The sequence below is a fragment of the Azospirillum griseum genome, from assembly GCF_003966125.1.
GTDB classification, from domain to species: Bacteria; Pseudomonadota; Alphaproteobacteria; order Azospirillales; family Azospirillaceae; genus Azospirillum; species Azospirillum griseum.
Window position 1 is genome coordinate 18,581 of record NZ_RXMA01000021.1, and the last position, 17,425, is coordinate 36,005.

Sequence of the window (17,425 nt, forward strand, 5' to 3'; positions counted from 1 at the left end):
TCACAGCGGAATGTTGTCGTGCTTGCGCCAGGGGTTCTGGAGCTGCTTGTTCTTCAGCATGGACAGCGCCTTGGCAACGCGGCGGCGGGTGCCGTGCGGCATGATGACGTCGTCGATGTAGCCACGCGAAGCCGCGACGAAGGGGTTCGCGAATTTCTGACGGTACTCTTCGGTCCGCGCCTCGATCTTTTCCGCATCGCCGATGTCGGCGCGGAAGATGATCTCGACCGCGCCCTTCGACCCCATAACGGCGATTTCCGCCGTCGGCCACGCGTAGTTGATGTCGCCGCGCAGATGCTTGGACGACATCACGTCATAGGCACCGCCATAGGCCTTGCGGGTGATGACCGTCACCTTCGGCACGGTGGCCTCGGCGTAGGCGTAGAGCAGCTTGGCCCCGTGCTTGATGATGCCGTTGTACTCCTGGCTGGTCCCGGGCATGAAGCCGGGGACGTCCACCAGGGTCAGGATGGGAATTTCGAACGCGTCGCAGAAGCGCACGAAGCGCGCGGCCTTCTTGGAGCTGTCGATGTCCAGGCACCCGGCCAGAACCATCGGCTGGTTGGCGACCACGCCAACGGTCGAGCCGTTCACGCGGCCAAAGCCGATGATGATGTTCTTGGCGTATTCCGGCTGAAGTTCGAAGAAATCGCCCTCGTCCACGATCTTCAGGATCAGTTCCTTCATATCGTAGGGCTTGTTCGGGTTTTCCGGAACCAGCGTGTCGAGCGACAGGTCGTCGCGGTCAAGCGGATCGGTGCAGGGGCGCACCGGGGCCTTTTCGCGGTTGGAGGAGGGGAGGAAATCGACGAAGCGGCGCAGTTGCAGCAGCGCTTCCACATCGTTTTCAAACGCCAGATCGGCCACGCCCGACTTGGTGGAATGGGTGATGGCCCCGCCCAGCTCCTCGGCGGTCACGACCTCGTGGGTGACGGTCTTCACCACGTCCGGGCCGGTGACGAACATGTAGGAGCTGTCCTTCACCATGAAGATGAAGTCGGTCATGGCGGGGGAATAGACCGCCCCGCCCGCGCACGGCCCCATGATCAGGGAGATTTGCGGGATGACGCCGGAGGCATCGACGTTGCGCTGGAACACCTCGGCGTAACCGCCCAGCGAGGCCACACCCTCTTGGATGCGCGCGCCGCCGCTGTCGTTCAGGCCGATCACCGGCGCGCCAACCTTCAGCGCCTGATCCATGATCTTGCAGATCTTTTCCGCGTGCGCCTCGGACAGCGAGCCGCCGAACACGGTGAAATCCTGGCTGAACACGAAGACGAGACGACCGTTGACGGTCCCGTGGCCGGTGACGACACCGTCGCCGGGAACCTTCTGGCCTTCCATGCCGAAGTCGATGCAGCGGTGTTCGACGAACATGTCGAACTCTTCGAACGACCCTTCGTCCAGGAACAGGTCGATGCGCTCGCGCGCGGTCAGCTTGCCCTTGGCGTGCTGCCCGGCGATGCGCTTTTCCCCGCCGCCCAGCCGCGCCCCGGCGCGCATGGACTCCAACTTGGCCAGAATGTCTTGCATCGGGCGTTTCCAATCCTGTCGTCGCGTCCTGATCCCCCGCCCCGGCTGCGGCAGACGCGTTCCCTCACCGGATCGAGGCGGATTATTCACAAACTTCGCATGGGTTCAAACGGCCTCTTCGCAAAAACGTGCGATGTTGCGAATGTCTTTGCAATGCTGAGTTTGATTTTGCAAAATCTGCGAAGAATGGCGGAATTCCAGAGGCGGAGAATCGCACGTATGCAAAAGAAACTCTTCCTTGGCTACAAGCTCCGCCGCCTGCGCGAACAGCGTGGAATGACCCAGGCCGTGTTGGCCAAAACGCTCGATCTGTCGCCCAGCTATCTGAACCAGTTGGAAAACAACCAGCGCCCGTTGACCCTGCCGGTGCTGCTGAAAATCTCCAGCGTGTTCGAGGTGGAGCTGACCAATTTCGTCGAGGATGAGGACAGTCGGCTGGTCGCCGATCTGCGCGAGGCGTTGGCCGACCCGCTGTTCGCCGGTGCGCCGCTGACCACGGCGGAGCTGCGCAGCGCGGTGGGATCCAGCCCGGAGCTGGCCCGCCGGGTTCTCAGCCTGCACCAAGCCTATCAGAAGCTGCACGAACGGGTGCATTCGCTGGCCGACAGCCTGTCCAACCAGGAAACGGGCGACGCGTTCGCCGGGCCGCAATTCCCCTATGAGGAGGTGCGGGACTATTTCCATTACTGCAACAACTACATCGGCCCGCTGGACGAGGCGGCGGAAAAGCTGTGGAACGATGAGAAGATCCATTCCGGCTTTCTGCTGAACGAGCTGGCCGCTTATCTGAAGCGCCGCCACGACGTGCGGGTGAAGATCGTCGCCGACGAGGCGGGCGACACCGCCATGCGCAGCTATGATTCCACCACCGGCACGCTGCGGCTGTCCGCTTTGCTGAACGGGCCGAGCCGGGCCTTTCACATGGCCAACCAGATCGCTTTGTTGGGGTTTGGCGACGTCATCGACCAGCTGGTCGAACAGGCGAAATTCTCCAGCGACGACGCCCGGTCGGTCTGCCGGGTCGGTTTGGCGAATTACTTCGCGGGCGCGCTGGTCATGCCCTACCGCGCCTTCGCCGCCCAGGCCCGCGCGCTGCGCCACGATGTCGAGCAGTTGCAAAGCCGCTTTTCCGCCAGCTTCGAGCAGGTCTGTCACCGGCTGTCCACCCTGCAACGGCCCGGCGCGCGCGGCCTGCCCTTCTACTTCGTGCGGGTGGACATGGCCGGGAACATCACCAAGCGCCACTCCGCCACCCGCTTCCACTTCGCCCGTTTCGGCGGGGCCTGTCCGCTGTGGAACGTGCACGACGCCTTTGCCCAGCCCGGCAAAATCCTGGTGCAGTTCGCCCAGATGCCCGACCGCACCACCTACATCAGCATCGCCCGCACCGTCACCAAACGCGGCGGGGCTTATCTGAAACCCTCCCGGCAATTCGCCGTCGGGCTGGGCTGCGAGACCAGCCACGCCTCAGAGCTGGTCTACGCCGCCGGGATCGACACCAGCGACGTCAAGGCCGCCGTGCCGATCGGCGTCAACTGCCGCCTGTGCGAGCGCACCGACTGCCAGCAACGCGCCTTCCCCCCCATCGGCAGCGCCCTGCGCGTGAACGAACACCACCGCAGCTTCGTGCCCTATCTGTTCGATCAGGCAGGGAAAAAATAGAATACCCGCTTCCGCCATATCGTCTAATCAGGGCAGCGGCGCAGGCGGACGTGGCTGTCGTGGACGGCGGCCCCGCCGAAGGGGGCGACGGGGTCGGCCCCGGTCAGGCTGTTGATGCCCCGCCCGCCCTGATGGGCATTGTTGGGCCAGATCGATTCGGCGATGACCACGCCGCGCCGCAGCCCGTCGAACAGACGGACGTGCAGGATCACCGCCCCGCGCCGGTTCGCCACCTCCACCCGGTCGCCGTCGGCCAGCCCCTGCCCCGCCGCGTCGTCGGGGTGGATCATCAGGGTGGGCCGCCGCTCGCGCGCCTGCGATCCCGGCGTTTCGGTGAAGCTGCTGTTCAGGAAGGTCCGGGCCGGGGCCGTCACCAGACGGAAGGGGTGGTCGTCGTCCGCCGCCTCGATCACCGCCCAATGGTCGGGGTAGGCGGGCATGTCGGCCACCGGGCCGAATTGCGCGGGCGCGGGGTAGGTCAGCCCGGTCCAATCGGGTTTCAGCCGGAACCGCCCGTCGGGCCAGTGGAAACCGTCCAAGCAATGGGCGGTGCGAAAATCAGGCTGCGCGTCGATGAAGCGGGCCTGTTCCAGCGCCTCCAGCCGCCCCCAGCCCGAGGCGTCCAGCGTGGCGTCGATCAGGTCGCGCGCGGTCATGGCGAAGCCGGGATGCTGATCCACCCCCAGCCGCTGGGCCAGCGCGGTGATGACGGCGTGGTTGGACCGGCATTGCCCCGGCGGGTCGAGCAGCGCCGGGCCGAACAGGATGTGTTGGTTGCCGCCGGACTGATAGAGGTCGTCGTGTTCCAGAAACATGGTGGCGGGCAGCACGATGTCGGCCATCCGCGCCGTGTCGGTCATGAATTGTTCGTGGACGCAGACGAACAGGTCGTCGCGGGCGAAGCCGCGCCGGACGCGGGTCTGGTCGGGGGCGATGGCCATCGGGTTGGTGTTCTGGATCAGCAGCGCCGTCACCGGCGGCCCGCCCGCGAGCGCGTCGGCGTCGCCGTCCAGGATCGGGCCGATGCGCGACTGGTCGAGCATCCGCACCGACGGGTCGCGCAGATCCAGCCCCTCGATCAGCGTCTTGTTCCAGTGATAGATCGCGCCGTTGGTGTGAAAGGCCCCACCGCCCTCATGCTGCCACGCGCCGCTGACCACGGGGATGCAGGAGGCGGCGTGCATGTTCACCGCCCCGTTGCGCGAGCGGGTGAAGCCATAGCCGAGCCGGAAAAAGGCGCGCGGCGTTTGCCCGACCAACCGGGCGAAGGCTTCGATCTCGGCGGCGGGCAGGCCGGTGATGGCCTCCGCCCACGCCGGGCTGCGGTCGGCCAGATGGGCTTCCAACCCCTGCGCGTCGGCGGCGTGGCTGGCCAGATAGGCGCGGTCGGCCAGCCCGTCGCGGAACAGCACGTGCAGCACCGCGCAGGCCAGGGCACCATCGGTTCCCGGCCGGATCAGCAGGGGAATGTCGGCCTGCTCCATCGACGGGGTGCGGTAGACGTCAACGACGGCGATCTTCGCCCCCCGCTCCTTGCGGGCGCGGGTGGCGTGGGTCATGACGTTGACCTGCGTCGAAACCGGGTTGGTCCCCCAGATGACGATCAGGTCGGAGCGCGCCATCTCGCGCGGGTCCACCCCGGCCAGCCGCCCGGCCCCGGCCAGGAAGCCCGACCAGGCCGGGTTGGTGCAGATGGTGGAGAAAAAGCCCGAATAGCGTTTGGCGTGGCGCAGCCGGTTGATGCCGTCGCGCTGCACCAGCCCCATGGTTCCGGCGTAGAAATAGGGCCAGACGCTTTCCGAGCCGCAGCGCTGCTCGGCGGCGGTGAAGCGCTCCGCCACGATGTCCAGCGCCTCGTCCCAGCCGATGGGGGCGAAGTCGCCCGATCCCTTGGCCCCCACCCGGCGCAGCGGCTGGGTCAGCCGGTCGGGGTGGTGGATGCGTTCGGCGTAGCGGGCGACCTTGGCGCAGATGACCCCGGCGGTGTAGCTGTGATCGGCCGCCCCGCGCACACGCCCGACCCGTTTGCCGCCGCACTCCCCCGACCCATCCGCCGCCGGGTGGTCGTGGATCTCCACCTCCAGCGCGCAGGTGGACGGGCAATCGTGCGGGCAGACGGACGCGTGGATGCGGGGGGCGCTGGGCAGAGGGGCGGGCATGGGCGGGCTTTCGGTCGGTCGTCGCCCCCGGTGTAGCACAGCCTGCAACGGGGGGCGAACGCGGGGTCAACTCCGATGCCCGTGACCATCCTCACCGCAGGCGTCGGATCCGCTCCAGCGGCAGGCTCTCATCGTCGAAATCCTCGTCGTCGTAGGCGACGACGCAGGCGTTGCCCTTGGCGCGCTTGATCTCGCCGGGGAACCACACGCCGTTGTCCTCCGCCACCACGGTCAGACCGACCTGACAGGCGGTGACGGCCCGGCCCGGCCCCTGGGCGGTCCAGGCCACCAGATCCTCGGCATCCACCATCTCGTCGTCGTCGTCCTCGTCGGCGTCCTCCAACCGCACGCGGCAGCGTCCGTCCCGCGCCGGGCCACGGGCGCGGCCCGTGTACCACGCGTCTTCGGACCAGACGAAGACGCGGGCGCGCGGCGCGCACAGACCCGCCGGGGAGTCGGCCCCGGTTCCGGTCGGGCGCACCCCCACCCGCGCGGGCGGCTCCGCGCTGGCGATGGCGTTGGGGATGGCGGGAGCCGCTGGAACCGCCGCCGCGACCATCGCCGCCGGTGCGGTGTCCTGGTCGGAGAAGGCCGCACCGGGGAAGGTTTTCTGGATCCAGGGCCGGATCCCGTTGATGCGGACGAACCAGGAGGAATCGCCATACCCGGCCTTGCCGTCGCCCGCCGTGTTGATGCCGACGATCACCCAGCGCCCGCCATCCTGCATCCAGGCCGACCCGCCGCTGTCGCCGCTGCCCAGCAGCCCGACCAGCCGCGACGCCGGACGGCTGCGATAGTCGCTGCCCAGCGGGTTTTCGATCCGGCCATCCTCGCGCGGCAGGAAGACCGCCAGCGAATTGCCCGCGTCCTGGTCATCGGTGGGGCGGCGCAACGGCTCGACCTCGTCCACGAAGCCCTGGGCGGCGGCCTTGTCCAAACCGGTGTTGAAGCGCTGCTCGTCCTCCCCCACCGATCCGATGCCGCGCGTGCCATAGCCGACGAAGGTGATGACGTGGCCCTTTTCGCCCCGCCCGCCATACAGCACCGGCTGCGGACCGAGATGGGTGATCGGGCGGGTCAGGCGGACGATGGCGGCGTCGCGCCCGCTCCAATCGTCGTTGGAATCGTAATCGGGATGAATCCACAGGCGATCGGCCCGCAGCACCGTGCCGTCGTCGGTGCGGAACCGCGCCTCCTCCACCTCCGTCTCGTCGAAATTGTGGGCGGAGGTCAGGATGTAGGCGTGGCGGTCGTCGTTGCCGATCCAGGTGCCGGAGCCGTCGCCCCAACTGGTCCCCCCATCCAGCGAAATGGACAGCACGGAGCGGAATTGCGGTTCCTGCGCCAACCGGATGTGCGCGCCGAACCCGGCGTTCTCGCGGTCCGGGCGGCCCCCCTCCTCCCGCCATGTGCTGTCCAGAATGACAACAGCGGGGGCGCTGTGGGGCAGCAGCAGCCCAACCAGCAGACACAAGCGGCCAAGCCACGGGACCATGACACCATCCTCTCCACAATCCCCCGAACAAAACCGCAAGCCAATCACCGCCGTCAAGCCGAACCGTGGATGCGTCGGCGCGGCGGCAATGGGTCTATCCCCACGCCTGTGGGGGAAACCCGGGGAACCAGAACTCCGCCTCCTTCACCCAAGGTCTATCCCCACGCCTGTGGGGGAAACGCATCGCAGAACAAGACGCGGTTTTCCGAGGTGGGTCTATCCCCACGCCTGTGGGGGAAACGTTGCGCGGGGTGTTGCAAGGTCCGCAACGCCGGGTCTATCCCCACGCCTGTGGGGGAAACGTTGAGAACTGCGCCCAAAGCCCGCCGGACCCGGGTCTATCCCCACGCCTGTGGGGGAAACTCCGAATGGGTCCGGCTGGAACCGTCGGAGCGGGGTCTATCCCCACGCCTGTGGGGGAAACGCAAGGGGAATATTCCGGCCTGCCTTTCTCAGGGGTCTATCCCCACGCCTGTGGGGGAAACTACGTGAGATAATACCCGATGACGCTCCGGGCGGGTCTATCCCCACGCCTGTGGGGGAAACGTGAAAACGGTGGTCGCCTGTCCGCGATAAACAGGTCTATCCCCACGCCTGTGGGGGAAACTGGGATGGCGAAAGCGTGTCCATCCCCTTCACGGGTCTATCCCCACGCCTGTGGGGGAAACTGGCTTTCGCGCTTCAAGACTACGCAAACAGCGGGTCTATCCCCACGCCTGTGGGGGAAACTAGGGTCTTGTTGCGCGGCGACTTGCTTAGCCAGGTCTATCCCCACGCCTGTGGGGGAAACGGTGAAGGGGGTGAGGCAAAGAAATGCGCTAAGGGTCTATCCCCACGCCTGTGGGGGAAACTCTCTCCTCTAACTCTCTGCAAAAATTCACTTGTTCAAGATCCGACGGGTGAATAATATCGCAGGGCTTCTCCTTTTGCGAGCAGAAAATTCATGCTGAAAGGGCGGTTGGGGCTGGAGACGGCGCGGGTGCCGCACGCGGATCGCCATGGCCTGATCTGGCTGTCGCGCGGGGCGCTGACGGTGGAGCGGGGCTGTCTGCGCTTTGCCACCGCCGGGGGGCCGGACCTGCCCGCCGGGTGTTACGACATTCCCTTTCAGGGCATCAGCCTGATCCTGTTGGGGCCGGGCAGCACGGTCAGCCACGATGCGCTGCGCCTGATGGCGCGCCACGGCACCGGCTTGGCGGCGGTGGGGGATGACGGGGTCCGGGCCTACACCGCCCCGCCGCTGGGCGCGGACGACAGCGGCGTCGCGCGGCGGCAGGCGCGGGTGTGGGCCGACGCCGACGCGCGCCTGTCCATCGCCCGCCGCCTGTACGCCTGGCGGTTGGGGGAGGTGCTGCCCCACCAGGACATCGCCGTTCTGCGCGGGATCGAAGGCGCGCGGATGAAGGAAACCTATCGGCTGATCGCCAAACGGTACGGGGTGGGGTGGGACGGGCGGCGGTACGACCGGGCCAACCCCAACGCCGCCACGGCGGTGGAAGCGGCGGCGGCGCTGGCCGTGGCGGCCACCGCCGCCGTGCCGCAACTGGGTTTCATCCACGAGGATTCGGCCAACGCCTTCACCCTGGACATCGCCGACCTGTACCGGGACCACATGACGTTGCCCATCGCCTTCCAGGCGGTGAAGGCGGCGGAAAAGGACGCGACGGTTCCGTTGGAACGGCATGTGCGCCGCATCGCCGGACGCGCCTTTCGCGACGATGGGCTGATTCCCGGCATGATCGACCGGATCAAAACCCTGTTTGACGCCACCTGACGGGAAAGGCCACCGCCGATGCCCATGACCCTGCTGGTGACGCGCGATGTGCCGGAGCGGTTCCGGGGCTTTCTGGCGTCGGTGATGCTGGAACTGGCCCCCGGCCTGTACGTCGCGCCCAGCCTGACCGCCGGGGTGCGCGCCCGCGTCTGGCGGGTGATGACGGATTGGCACGCCGAATTGGGGGAGGGCAGCGTCGTGCTGGTTTGGCAGGATCGCAACGCACCGGGCGGGCTGGGGATGGCGTTTCTCGGCACACCGGCGCGCGAACTGGTGGATCACGATGGGCTGTATCTGGCCCGGCTGCGGATGGACGGTGTTCTGGCGGAGGGGGCTGTCTGATGGGCGCGCCTTCACCCCAAAATCCCGGCCCGTTTGACGGCCTGCCCCCCGCCCTGGCGCTGGCCAAGTCGAACACGAGGACACGGGACGCGGCGGGCGGAGAGGCGGGCGCGGAACCGCCGATGGCCCTGACCCTGGCCGACCATTCCGCCGACGTCGCCGCCACTTTCCGCGCCCTGCTGCGGTGGCCGATCCAGCGGCGGCGGTTGGCGCGGTTGGCGGGGTTGGATGATCTGTCCGATCAGGCGTGCGACCGGCTGGCCGTGGCGGCGGCCCTGCACGACGCGGGAAAGGTCACGCTGCGGTTCCAAAAACGCATCAAGGGCGACCCGGCGGCGGGCGGCGGCCACATCGGGCCGCTCTGGTCGCTGCTGTGCAGTCGTTCCCAGACGGCGGTGGACCGGCAACGGCACAGCCGTGTGTTGGAGGCGCTGCACGACTCATCCATGCGCGCGTGGTTTGCGGAGGGGTCGCCCGATCTCAGCCTTGAACCCAGCCTCATGGTGTTGAGCGCCGCCCTGGCCCACCATGGCGCGCTGTCGCAGCCATCGACGTCCCCGGACAAAAGCGATTGGATGGCGAAGGACGGCTACGCCCCCCTGGCCACGCTGGACGATCTGTCGCAACGGGTGCGCCGCTGGTTCCCGCTGGCCTTCGCGGCGGACGAGGGCGACGCGCTGCCCATCACCCCACGTTTCACCCACGCGCTGGCCGGGTTGATGGTGTGGGCGGATTGGCTGGGGTCCGACACCGGGGCCTTTCCCCTGATGGGGCTGGCGGACCTGTCGGCCTGGGCCGACGACCGGTTCGCATGGTCCACCGCACGGGCCGATGAGATGCTGCGCGCCCGGCGGCTGGACGCCACCGCCCGCCAACGCCGCGCCGCCGCCCTGCCCTGGGGATTCGCCGGGGTGTTTCCCGCCGCCGCCGCCAAATCCTGGCAGCCGCGTCCGCTGCAAAGCGCGATGCTGGCGCTGGACGCGGCGGCGCTGCCCCCCGGTGCCACCCTGGTGGCGGAGGCCGACACCGGCAGCGGCAAGACGGAGGCGGCGGTCGCCCTGTTCCTGTCCCTGCTGCGGGCCGGGCGGGTGGATGGGATGTATTTTGCCTTGCCCACCCGCGCGTCGGCCGTGCAGATCCACCGCCGCATCCACGCGCTGCTGACGGAGGCGCTGGGCGACGACGCCCCGCCGGTCGGGCTGGCCGTTCCCGGTTATCTGCGGGTGGATGGGGATGATGGGGTGCGCCTGCCCGGCCACCGCGTCGCTTGGCCCGATGGCGACGACGCGCGGCTTGACGACCAGCGATGGGCGGCGGCGCACAGCAGCCGCTATCTCGCCGGACCCGTGATGGTCGGGACCATCGACCAGTTGCTGATGGGCGGGATGCTGGTCCGCCAGGCGCATCTGCGCTCCACCGCCATGCTGCGCCAATTGCTGGTCATCGATGAGGTGCACGCCTCGGATCCGTACATGACCGCCCTGCTGACCCATGTGCTGGACCAGCACCGGGCGGCGGGGGGGATCGCCCTGCTGATGTCGGCGACCCTGGGCGCGGTGGCGCGGGCGCGTCTGACCGACACCACACGCCCCGCTCTGACCGCCGCCGCCGAGGCCCCCTACCCCAGCCTGTTCGGGGCGGGGGCGGTGACGTTGGCGGCGGACAGCCCGGCGCGCACCGTCCGGTTGGAACCGCAGGATCCGGCGGCGCTGGAGGATGTCTTGGGCACCGCCATCGCGGCGGCGCGGGACGGCGCGCGTGTGCTCATCCTGCGCAACACGGTGCGCGACGCCGTCGCCACCCAAATCGCGCTGGAACGCCTGTGCCCCGACCCGGATCTGGTGTTCCAGGTCGCGGGCCGCCCCGCCCCCCACCACGCCCGTTTCGCCGCCGAGGACCGGCACGCGCTCGACACCGCGCTGGAGGCCGATTTCGGCGGCGAACGCTGCCCGCATGGCCGCATCGCCGTCACCACCCAGACGGCCGAGCAAAGCCTGGACATCGACGCCGATCTGCTCATCACCGACCTGTGCCCGGCGGATGTGCTGCTGCAACGTCTGGGGCGGCTGCACCGCCACCGCTGGCGCACTGACCGCCCCAGCGGCTGCGCCGACCCGCGCGCCCTGATCCTCTGCCCCCCGGTCGCGGCGCTGGCCGAGGGGTTGCGCGACGATGGCAAAGCCAAGCCGGGAGCGGGCAGCGGGATCGGGACCGTCTACGGCAACCTGCTGGCTCTGGCGGCAACGGCGGCGGCGATCACGGAAACCCCGCTGTGGACGATTCCAACGATGAACCGCCAGTTGGTGGAATCCATCACACATCCGGAGGCGCTGAAGACACTCGCCGAGCGGCTTGATGGGGAGGGAACGCGGCCGGGCGTCTGGCAAGCCCATCACGGCCACACCCTTGGCAAGGACAGCGCCCACCGCCAGTTCGCCCGTCTGGTGACGCTGGACTGGGACGCGTGGCAGCCGGAGGGACTGGTGCAGGACAGCGGGATCGTCAACGACGTGGCGACCCGCCTGGGTGCCCGCGACCGCCGGGTCGAGCTGCCCCCCGGCACGACCGGGGCCTTCGGCACCCCCATCACCGCCCTGACCATCCCGGCCCACCTGCTGCCCGACCCATTGACGGACGCCACCCCGGTGGTGAACGCAACGGCGGAGGGGCTGACCCTGCGGGTGGGAGAGACTGAATTTGTCTATGACCGCATGGGTTTGCGGCGGCTGGAGGGATAGCGGCGCGCCATTCTCCTGGCTTTGCCGTCTCCGGTGAAACGAACCGGTGATGAGTGCGGCTTTTTCTGCGTGCGGTGTCATCCTTGCCCGCTGATCCACAACCCTTGATGTGGTGTTGTGCAGATCACTCACGGAAGAGCGAGGACGATGCTCAACCTTGCCGATGAAAAGTTGATTCCGGTGGAGATGGAACACGCCATCTCCTGGACCACCCTGCCCGAGGCTCTGGCCCTGCTGTCCGCCGACCGGGTGGAGGGGTTTGAGGGGCTGATGGCCCATCAGCGCCAGCCCTGGTTCCTGTTTCTCGTTCAACTCGCGGCCATGGCGCTGGCGGTGGACGACCAAAGCGAATTGCCCGCCGCCATCGACGCGGACCAGTGGCACCGGCGGTTGCTGGCGCTGACGCCGGGGGTGGAGGGCACGGCGTGGTCGCTGCTGGTCCCCGACCACCAGCAACCGGCCCTGCTGCAACCGCCCATCCGGGATGCGGCGGCCTGGGCGCGGATGCAGCCGTTGGCCAGCACGCCCGACGGCGTCGATGTGCTGATCACCGCCAAGAACCACGATGTGAAACAGGCCCGCATCGGCGCGGCGCAGCCGCACCACTGGCTGTTCGCGCTGGTCAGTCTGCAAACCAGCCAGGGGTTTTTGGGGCGCGGGAATTTTGGCATCGCCCGCATGAACGGCGGCTTCGGCAGCCGCATGCTGCTGGAACTGGTCCCCGGCATGAGCTGGGGCACGCGGTTCCGGCGCGCGGTGGACGTGGCCTTGAACCAGCGCCGCGACTTGCGGAAACACCATCCCGACGACTACGCCTTTGGCCCCGACGCGCACCGCCTGCTTTGGCTGCTGCCGTGGGATCGGGAGGAGGCGTTGCCGATTCCAACACTCGACCCCTGCTTTGTCGAGGTCTGCCGCCGCGTCCGCCTGATCACCGACGCCGATGGCCGCTGCGTCGCCCTGGGGCGGCCCAGCGACAGCACCCGCGTCGAGGCCAAGGAGCGGAAGGGGCTGTTGGACGACCCGTGGATTCCCATCAACCTCGCCACCGGCGGGGCCTACACCGTGTCCGGGGAGGGGTTCCGCTACGACCGCGTCGCCGATTTGCTGTTTGACACGACCAAGGTCAAGCTTCCCGCCGCCGTCCACACCCTGACGGGCGATCCGCAGACCATGCACCTGCATCTGTCCGTCCTGGTGCGCGGCCAGGGCAAGACGGAGGGGCTGCACGACCGGGTGTTGCCGCTCAAACCAGCGGCCATGCGGCGCATCCTGCGGGAGGGGGACCGCGAGCGGGCGCACGAGGTGGCGCGGCGCATGGTGGGTGACGCCAAAACCACCCTCAAGGCCGTGAAAACCGGCCTGCTCTGTCAGATCCAGGGCGCGCCGGAGAAGATCAATTTCGAGGACAAACGCGCCACGCACATGTTGGAGGCTCTGGACGAGGCCATCGACGGCGTTTTCTTCGATCATCTGTGGCGGATTTTGGAGGCGGAGGACGCGGACCCGCGCGACGCCGACGCGATGGACCGCGCGAACCTGGATTGGTGGCGCTCCCTGCACCGGCTGTCGCAGCGGGCGTTCGAACGCGGTTGCCAACAATTGCCGCCCCCGTCGGCCCGGCGGGAGCGCAGCCGGGTCCTGGCCAACGCCCTGTACCGGGGCGTCATGAACAAAAACATGCCCCTGCCGAAGCGCGACGACCCTGACGCGCCGGAGCCGGGCGAATCCCAGACGGAGGACGCGGCATGACCCTCGCCGACCCCCAAACCAAACCACCGAAAACGCTGGAGACGCTGGTGCGCGAGGCCGTGAACGCGCTGGCAGCGACCCTGACCAAGGACCGCCTGGGCACCGGCCCGATGGCGCAATTGCGCCGGATGGACCCGCTGGGCGTTCCGTCGCCGGTCTTCTGGACCCTGCTGGCCGACCGGTTCGGCACCGATCCCCTGCCCGAGCACCAGGAACGCGCCTGGGCCATCATCATCCAGGCCATGGCGGTGATGGCCCCGGACGCGCACCGGATCGGTCGTCCGCCCGGTCGGGTGCTGGCCGAACAGGGCTATCCCGAAGGCCGGTTCCTGCGCCTGCTGCGGGCCGAGGGCGAAGGGCTGGCGGTGGAGGTGCGCACCCTGGCCCGCTGGTCCGCCGCCAAGGCGCTGGCCTTTGACTGGGCCGATCTGGCGCTGTTCGTGCTGGCGCGCTCCGGCCGCGATCCCGATTGGGCGGAACGTCAGGCGATCCAGCTTGCCCGCCCGTATTTCCTGAACGCCGGCAAAAAAGCCGACACCCCCGATTCTGGTGGAGACGAAGCATGACGCTTCCCCGTTTTCTGCAAATCCACACCCTGACCCCCTACGCCGCCGCCCTGCTGAACCGGGATGATGTGGGCCGGGCCAAGCGTCTGCCCTTCGGCGGCGTCAACCGCACCCGCGTGTCGTCGCAATGCCTGAAGCGGCATTGGCGCACGGCGGTGGGGGACTGGTCGCTGGACGGGCTGGGTGCCCCGATGTCGGTGCGGTCGCGTCAGACCTTCGTGCAGCAGATCGCCCAGCCGCTGCGGGCGGAGGGCTTCGCCGACGACGCCATCCTGGCGGTGGTGGAGGCGTTCCAGGCCGTGCTGCTGGGCGAAAGCGCCAAGGCCAAGGCTGAAAAGGCCAAGGGCAAGGACGCCAAGGACAAGGAGGCCGGGAAGGACGCCGAGGCCGACCGCGATCCCCTGGCCGATCTGAAAACCGGTCAGGTGCTGGTGCTGGGCCACCCGGAGGTGGAGTTCATCCGGTCGCAGGCGCGCGCCCTGCTGCAATCCGCCACCACGCCCAAGGACGCGCGCAAGGCGGTGGAGGCGCTGTTCAAGGACAAGGAAACGCTGGCGAATTTCAAGGCGTTGCGTCTGGCCTGCGGGCTGGACGCCGCGCTGTTCGGCCGCATGGTGACGTCCGACATCCTGGCGCGCGGCGACGCCGCCGTCCACGTCGCCCACAGCTTCACCGTGCACGGGGAGGACAGCGAGCCGGAATTCTTCACCGCCGTCGATGATCTGGAAAAGGCGGCGGGAGAACTGGGCAGCGGCATGATGGGCGACAGCGAGCTGACCAGCGGCCTGTTCTATGGCTACGTCGTCATCGATCTGCCGCTGCTGCTGTCCAACCTGGAAGGCGTCCCGGCGCGGGAATGGGAGCAGGCGGATCGCACGCTGGCGCTGGGCGTGGTGGAACGCCTGATCCGCCTGATCGCCTCCGTCTCCCCCGGCGCGAAGCTCGGCTCGACCGCGCCCTACGCCTACGCCCACACGGTGTTGGTGGAGTTGGGGGACCGCCAGCCGCGCACCCTGGCCAACGCCTTTCTGAAGCCGGTGCGCGTCGCCACCGGGGACGATCTGGCGGCCACGGCCAACGCCCGCCTGTCGGAGTATCTCACCCGTTTCGACGCCATGTATGGTGCCGGTGAACAGCGGCTGATCGCCAGCCTGGAGCCGGTGACGGATCTGCCCGCCACCCGCACCGCCGGTCTGGCCGACCTGACCGGGCGGATCACGGCGGCGCTGGGCGGCGCGTCATCATGATCGACATCCTGGTCATGCGGTTGCAGGCCCCGATGATGGCGTTCGGCGGGCCGGTGATCGACGAACGCGGGCCGACGGAGCGGTTCCCCGGTGTTGCCGCCCTGACCGGCCTGCTGGGCAACGCCCTGGGCCTGTCGCACGCCGACGCCGACGCGCTGAACCGTTTGCAGGCGCGGCTGCGCCCGCTGTGTCTGGACCTGACGCCGGAGGCGGAGACGCTGACCGACTACCAGACCGTGGATCTGAGCCAGACCTTCATGAACGGAACCGGCTGGACCACCCGCAACCGGCGGGAGGACAAGGGCAGCGGGGCCGCGACGCGCGGCACCCACATCCGCTACCGCGACCATCGGGTGGACAGCACGGTTCTGGTGCTGCTCCACCTGACCCCGGCCAGCGAAACCCCCACGGTGGCGGAGCTGTTCGACGCTTTGCAGCGGCCCGCCCGCCCGTTGTTCATTGGCCGGAAACACTGCCTGCCCGCCGATTTCATCGGGGTGGCCGTGACCCGCGCGCCCAACCTGTTCGACGCGGCGCGGGCCGTGCTGGCTGGCCCGCCACGGCAACCGCATCAGGACGCTGCCCCCGCCCCCGTGCCCCGCGTCTGGGCCGAATGGATGGCGGGGGAGACCGGCGGCCCGAAGCAGGATGAAGAGCAGCGGTTGGTGGACCGGCGGGATTGGCACAACCAGATCCATGGCGGCGAACGGCGGGTCCATCGGGGCCACATCAACCTCGGGGGGGTGGCATGACGGAACAGTCCCTGTTCATGCTGCAACTGCCGCTGGATGGGCGGCGGGTGACGGCCTTTGCCCTGGCCCATGGGCTGGACGGCGACATCCGGGACGGCGACGGCGGTTATGCCGCGCACGCCCTGCTGGCCGCCCTGTTCGGGCCGCAGGCACCAAAGCCCTTTGTGTTGCAGCCACGCCCGCAAACGCCGGGGGCGGTGGATCTGCTGGCCTACAGCCCGGTTCCGCTGGCCGCGTTGAAGGCGCAAGCGGACCTGACCGCCCCGCCGCTGGCCCACGCGGCGGTCGATTGGGCGGCGGCGGCGGACAAGGTGATGCCGATCCACCTGCCGACCGGCCTCGCGCTTGGCTTTCGGGTCCGGGTGTGCCCGACCGTGCGCCTGGCGCGGGGCGCGCGGAACAAATCCCCCGGATCGGAGGTGGACGCCTTTCTGGCCGCGCTGGATCGGTCGTCCGACCCCACGCCGGGGCTGCTGGATCGGCAGGCCATTTACCGGGATTGGCTGCTGGCACACCTGCCCGGCGCGGCGGTGCTGGATCTGCGCCTGGACTCCCTGCGCCAGATCAGCCTGACCCGCCGGGCCGCAGCGGTTGGGGACACCCGCCCGCTGAGGTCCGTCCGCAAACCGGACGCCCTGTTCACCGGACGGCTTCAGGTGGCGGACAGCGCCCAGTTCATCGACACCCTCACGCGCGGCGTCGGACGGCACCGGGCGTTCGGGTTCGGCATGCTGCTGCTGCAACCAGCCCGCTGAAAACCAGCCCGCTGAACCGCCGGGCAAACCGTTTGGCGACACGCCTTGCGCAAGAGTGGTGGCCGGGACCGGTGCGCATCACCCATCCCGGCCCCACCCCGGCACCGCGTGACACGTCACACAACAATCCTCTCGCAAAAAGGGAAAACACGGCGTATTGTTCACCCAAGGAATCTTGGACAAGTGAATGTTTGCAGGGAGTTACGGCACAGAGTTTCCCCCACACCCGTGGGGATAGACCCACGGCGCTGTACCGCTATCTCGCCGAGATGGCGTTTCCCCCACACCCGTGGGGATAGACCTCCTCGTCCGATTTCCAAACCATGGTGTCTCCGGTTTCCCCCACACCCGTGGGGATAGACCCCACCGGCGGACAGCTCTTCAGCTACACGGTCAGTTTCCCCCACACCCGTGGGGATAGACCCTGGTCGGCCTCTCGGCTGATCTCGCGATCTGTGTTTCCCCCACACCCGTGGGGATAGACCTGTGCTGGTTGATTGCGGTGTCGCCGGGGGCAAGTTTCCCCCACACCCGTGGGGATAGACCTTGTTCGGCAAACGGCTTGACCTCAAACTCCGCGTTTCCCCCACACCCGTGGGGATAGACCCTCCACAGCCTCGATGAGTTCGTCTCTCGTGGGGTTTCCCCCA

At 68.4% G+C, this 17,425-nt stretch carries 12 protein-coding genes and 2 CRISPR repeat arrays (1 of these 14 only partly in view); of the genes, 9 read left to right on the forward strand and 3 right to left on the reverse strand.

Annotated elements, in window-relative coordinates; genetic code table 11:
• The gene (locus EJ903_RS18945; RefSeq protein ID WP_126618384.1) at positions 1 to 1,533 is read right to left on the reverse strand and encodes an acyl-CoA carboxylase subunit beta; all 1,533 of its coding nucleotides are present in this window, start codon (positions 1,531 to 1,533) and stop codon (positions 1 to 3) included.
• A gap of 219 nt (positions 1,534 to 1,752) precedes the next feature.
• Between EJ903_RS18945 and EJ903_RS18950 the strand changes: the two genes are divergently transcribed.
• Positions 1,753 to 3,195, forward strand: coding sequence for a helix-turn-helix domain-containing protein (locus EJ903_RS18950; RefSeq protein WP_126618386.1), 1,443 nt, complete (start codon positions 1,753 to 1,755; stop codon positions 3,193 to 3,195).
• Between the two features lie 23 nt (positions 3,196 to 3,218).
• On the opposite strand, the gene EJ903_RS18955 is transcribed toward EJ903_RS18950, so the two are convergent.
• Positions 3,219 to 5,354 (reverse strand): molybdopterin-containing oxidoreductase family protein, encoded by a 2,136-nt coding sequence (locus EJ903_RS18955; protein WP_126618388.1) that lies wholly within the window; start codon positions 5,352 to 5,354, stop codon positions 3,219 to 3,221.
• 91 nt (positions 5,355 to 5,445) lie between these two features.
• Positions 5,446 to 6,849 carry an agenet domain-containing protein gene (locus EJ903_RS18960; protein ID WP_126618390.1) on the reverse strand — a complete coding sequence of 468 codons (1,404 nt, stop codon included), beginning with the start codon at positions 6,847 to 6,849 and terminating at the stop codon, positions 5,446 to 5,448.
• A gap of 91 nt (positions 6,850 to 6,940) precedes the next feature.
• Positions 6,941 to 7,700: direct repeats of the CRISPR family, unit length 28 nt; unit sequence GGTCTATCCCCACGCCTGTGGGGGAAAC.
• Positions 7,701 to 7,792: 92 nt separating this feature from the next.
• Between EJ903_RS18960 and cas1e the strand changes: the two genes are divergently transcribed.
• From cas1e to EJ903_RS19000, 8 genes are all read left to right on the forward strand, one after another.
• Positions 7,793 to 8,623, forward strand: coding sequence for a type I-E CRISPR-associated endonuclease Cas1e (cas1e, locus tag EJ903_RS18965; RefSeq protein ID WP_126618392.1), 831 nt, complete (start codon positions 7,793 to 7,795; stop codon positions 8,621 to 8,623).
• Between the two features lie 18 nt (positions 8,624 to 8,641).
• Positions 8,642 to 8,965: a type I-E CRISPR-associated endoribonuclease Cas2e gene (cas2e, locus tag EJ903_RS18970; protein WP_126618394.1), complete on the forward strand. Its 324-nt coding sequence runs from the start codon at positions 8,642 to 8,644 to the stop codon at positions 8,963 to 8,965.
• The gene (gene cas3, locus EJ903_RS18975; protein ID WP_126618396.1) at positions 8,965 to 11,703 is read left to right on the forward strand and encodes a CRISPR-associated helicase Cas3'; all 2,739 of its coding nucleotides are present in this window, start codon (positions 8,965 to 8,967) and stop codon (positions 11,701 to 11,703) included. The genes cas2e and cas3 overlap by 1 nt, the downstream gene beginning before the upstream one ends.
• 147 nt (positions 11,704 to 11,850) lie before the next feature.
• On the forward strand, positions 11,851 to 13,455 hold the full coding sequence (locus EJ903_RS18980) for a type I-E CRISPR-associated protein Cse1/CasA (protein WP_126618398.1): 1,605 nt from the start codon (positions 11,851 to 11,853) through the stop codon (positions 13,453 to 13,455).
• The gene (casB, locus tag EJ903_RS18985; RefSeq protein ID WP_126618400.1) at positions 13,452 to 14,021 is read left to right on the forward strand and encodes a type I-E CRISPR-associated protein Cse2/CasB; all 570 of its coding nucleotides are present in this window, start codon (positions 13,452 to 13,454) and stop codon (positions 14,019 to 14,021) included. Before EJ903_RS18980 ends, casB begins: the two co-directional genes overlap by 4 nt.
• Complete coding sequence (gene cas7e, locus EJ903_RS18990) at positions 14,018 to 15,268, forward strand: type I-E CRISPR-associated protein Cas7/Cse4/CasC (protein ID WP_126618402.1); 1,251 nt, start codon at positions 14,018 to 14,020, stop codon at positions 15,266 to 15,268. Before casB ends, cas7e begins: the two co-directional genes overlap by 4 nt.
• Positions 15,265 to 16,020, forward strand: a complete 756-nt coding sequence (gene cas5e / locus EJ903_RS18995; protein WP_210211479.1) for a type I-E CRISPR-associated protein Cas5/CasD — start codon at positions 15,265 to 15,267, stop codon at positions 16,018 to 16,020. The genes cas7e and cas5e overlap by 4 nt, the downstream gene beginning before the upstream one ends.
• A complete protein-coding gene (locus EJ903_RS19000) occupies positions 16,017 to 16,775 on the forward strand; it encodes a type I-E CRISPR-associated protein Cas6/Cse3/CasE (RefSeq protein ID WP_126618404.1) in 759 nt (252 codons plus the stop codon). The genes cas5e and EJ903_RS19000 overlap by 4 nt, the downstream gene beginning before the upstream one ends.
• A gap of 213 nt (positions 16,776 to 16,988) precedes the next feature.
• Positions 16,989 to 17,425: a CRISPR direct-repeat array (repeat unit 28 nt; unit sequence GTTTCCCCCACACCCGTGGGGATAGACC) (it continues 79 nt past the right edge of the window).

Coding starts and splice junctions, on each gene's coding strand:
- EJ903_RS18945 (WP_126618384.1), bottom strand. CDS start 1,533: ATGCAAGACATTCTGGCCAAGTTGGAGTCCATGCGCGCCGGGGCGCGG.
- EJ903_RS18950 (WP_126618386.1), top strand. CDS start 1,753: ATGCAAAAGAAACTCTTCCTTGGCTACAAGCTCCGCCGCCTGCGCGAA.
- EJ903_RS18955 (WP_126618388.1), bottom strand. CDS start 5,354: ATGCCCGCCCCTCTGCCCAGCGCCCCCCGCATCCACGCGTCCGTCTGC.
- EJ903_RS18960 (WP_126618390.1), bottom strand. CDS start 6,849: ATGGTCCCGTGGCTTGGCCGCTTGTGTCTGCTGGTTGGGCTGCTGCTG.
- cas1e (WP_126618392.1), top strand. CDS start 7,793: ATGCTGAAAGGGCGGTTGGGGCTGGAGACGGCGCGGGTGCCGCACGCG.
- cas2e (WP_126618394.1), top strand. CDS start 8,642: ATGCCCATGACCCTGCTGGTGACGCGCGATGTGCCGGAGCGGTTCCGG.
- cas3 (WP_126618396.1), top strand. CDS start 8,965: ATGGGCGCGCCTTCACCCCAAAATCCCGGCCCGTTTGACGGCCTGCCC.
- EJ903_RS18980 (WP_126618398.1), top strand. CDS start 11,851: ATGCTCAACCTTGCCGATGAAAAGTTGATTCCGGTGGAGATGGAACAC.
- casB (WP_126618400.1), top strand. CDS start 13,452: ATGACCCTCGCCGACCCCCAAACCAAACCACCGAAAACGCTGGAGACG.
- cas7e (WP_126618402.1), top strand. CDS start 14,018: ATGACGCTTCCCCGTTTTCTGCAAATCCACACCCTGACCCCCTACGCC.
- cas5e (WP_210211479.1), top strand. CDS start 15,265: ATGATCGACATCCTGGTCATGCGGTTGCAGGCCCCGATGATGGCGTTC.
- EJ903_RS19000 (WP_126618404.1), top strand. CDS start 16,017: ATGACGGAACAGTCCCTGTTCATGCTGCAACTGCCGCTGGATGGGCGG.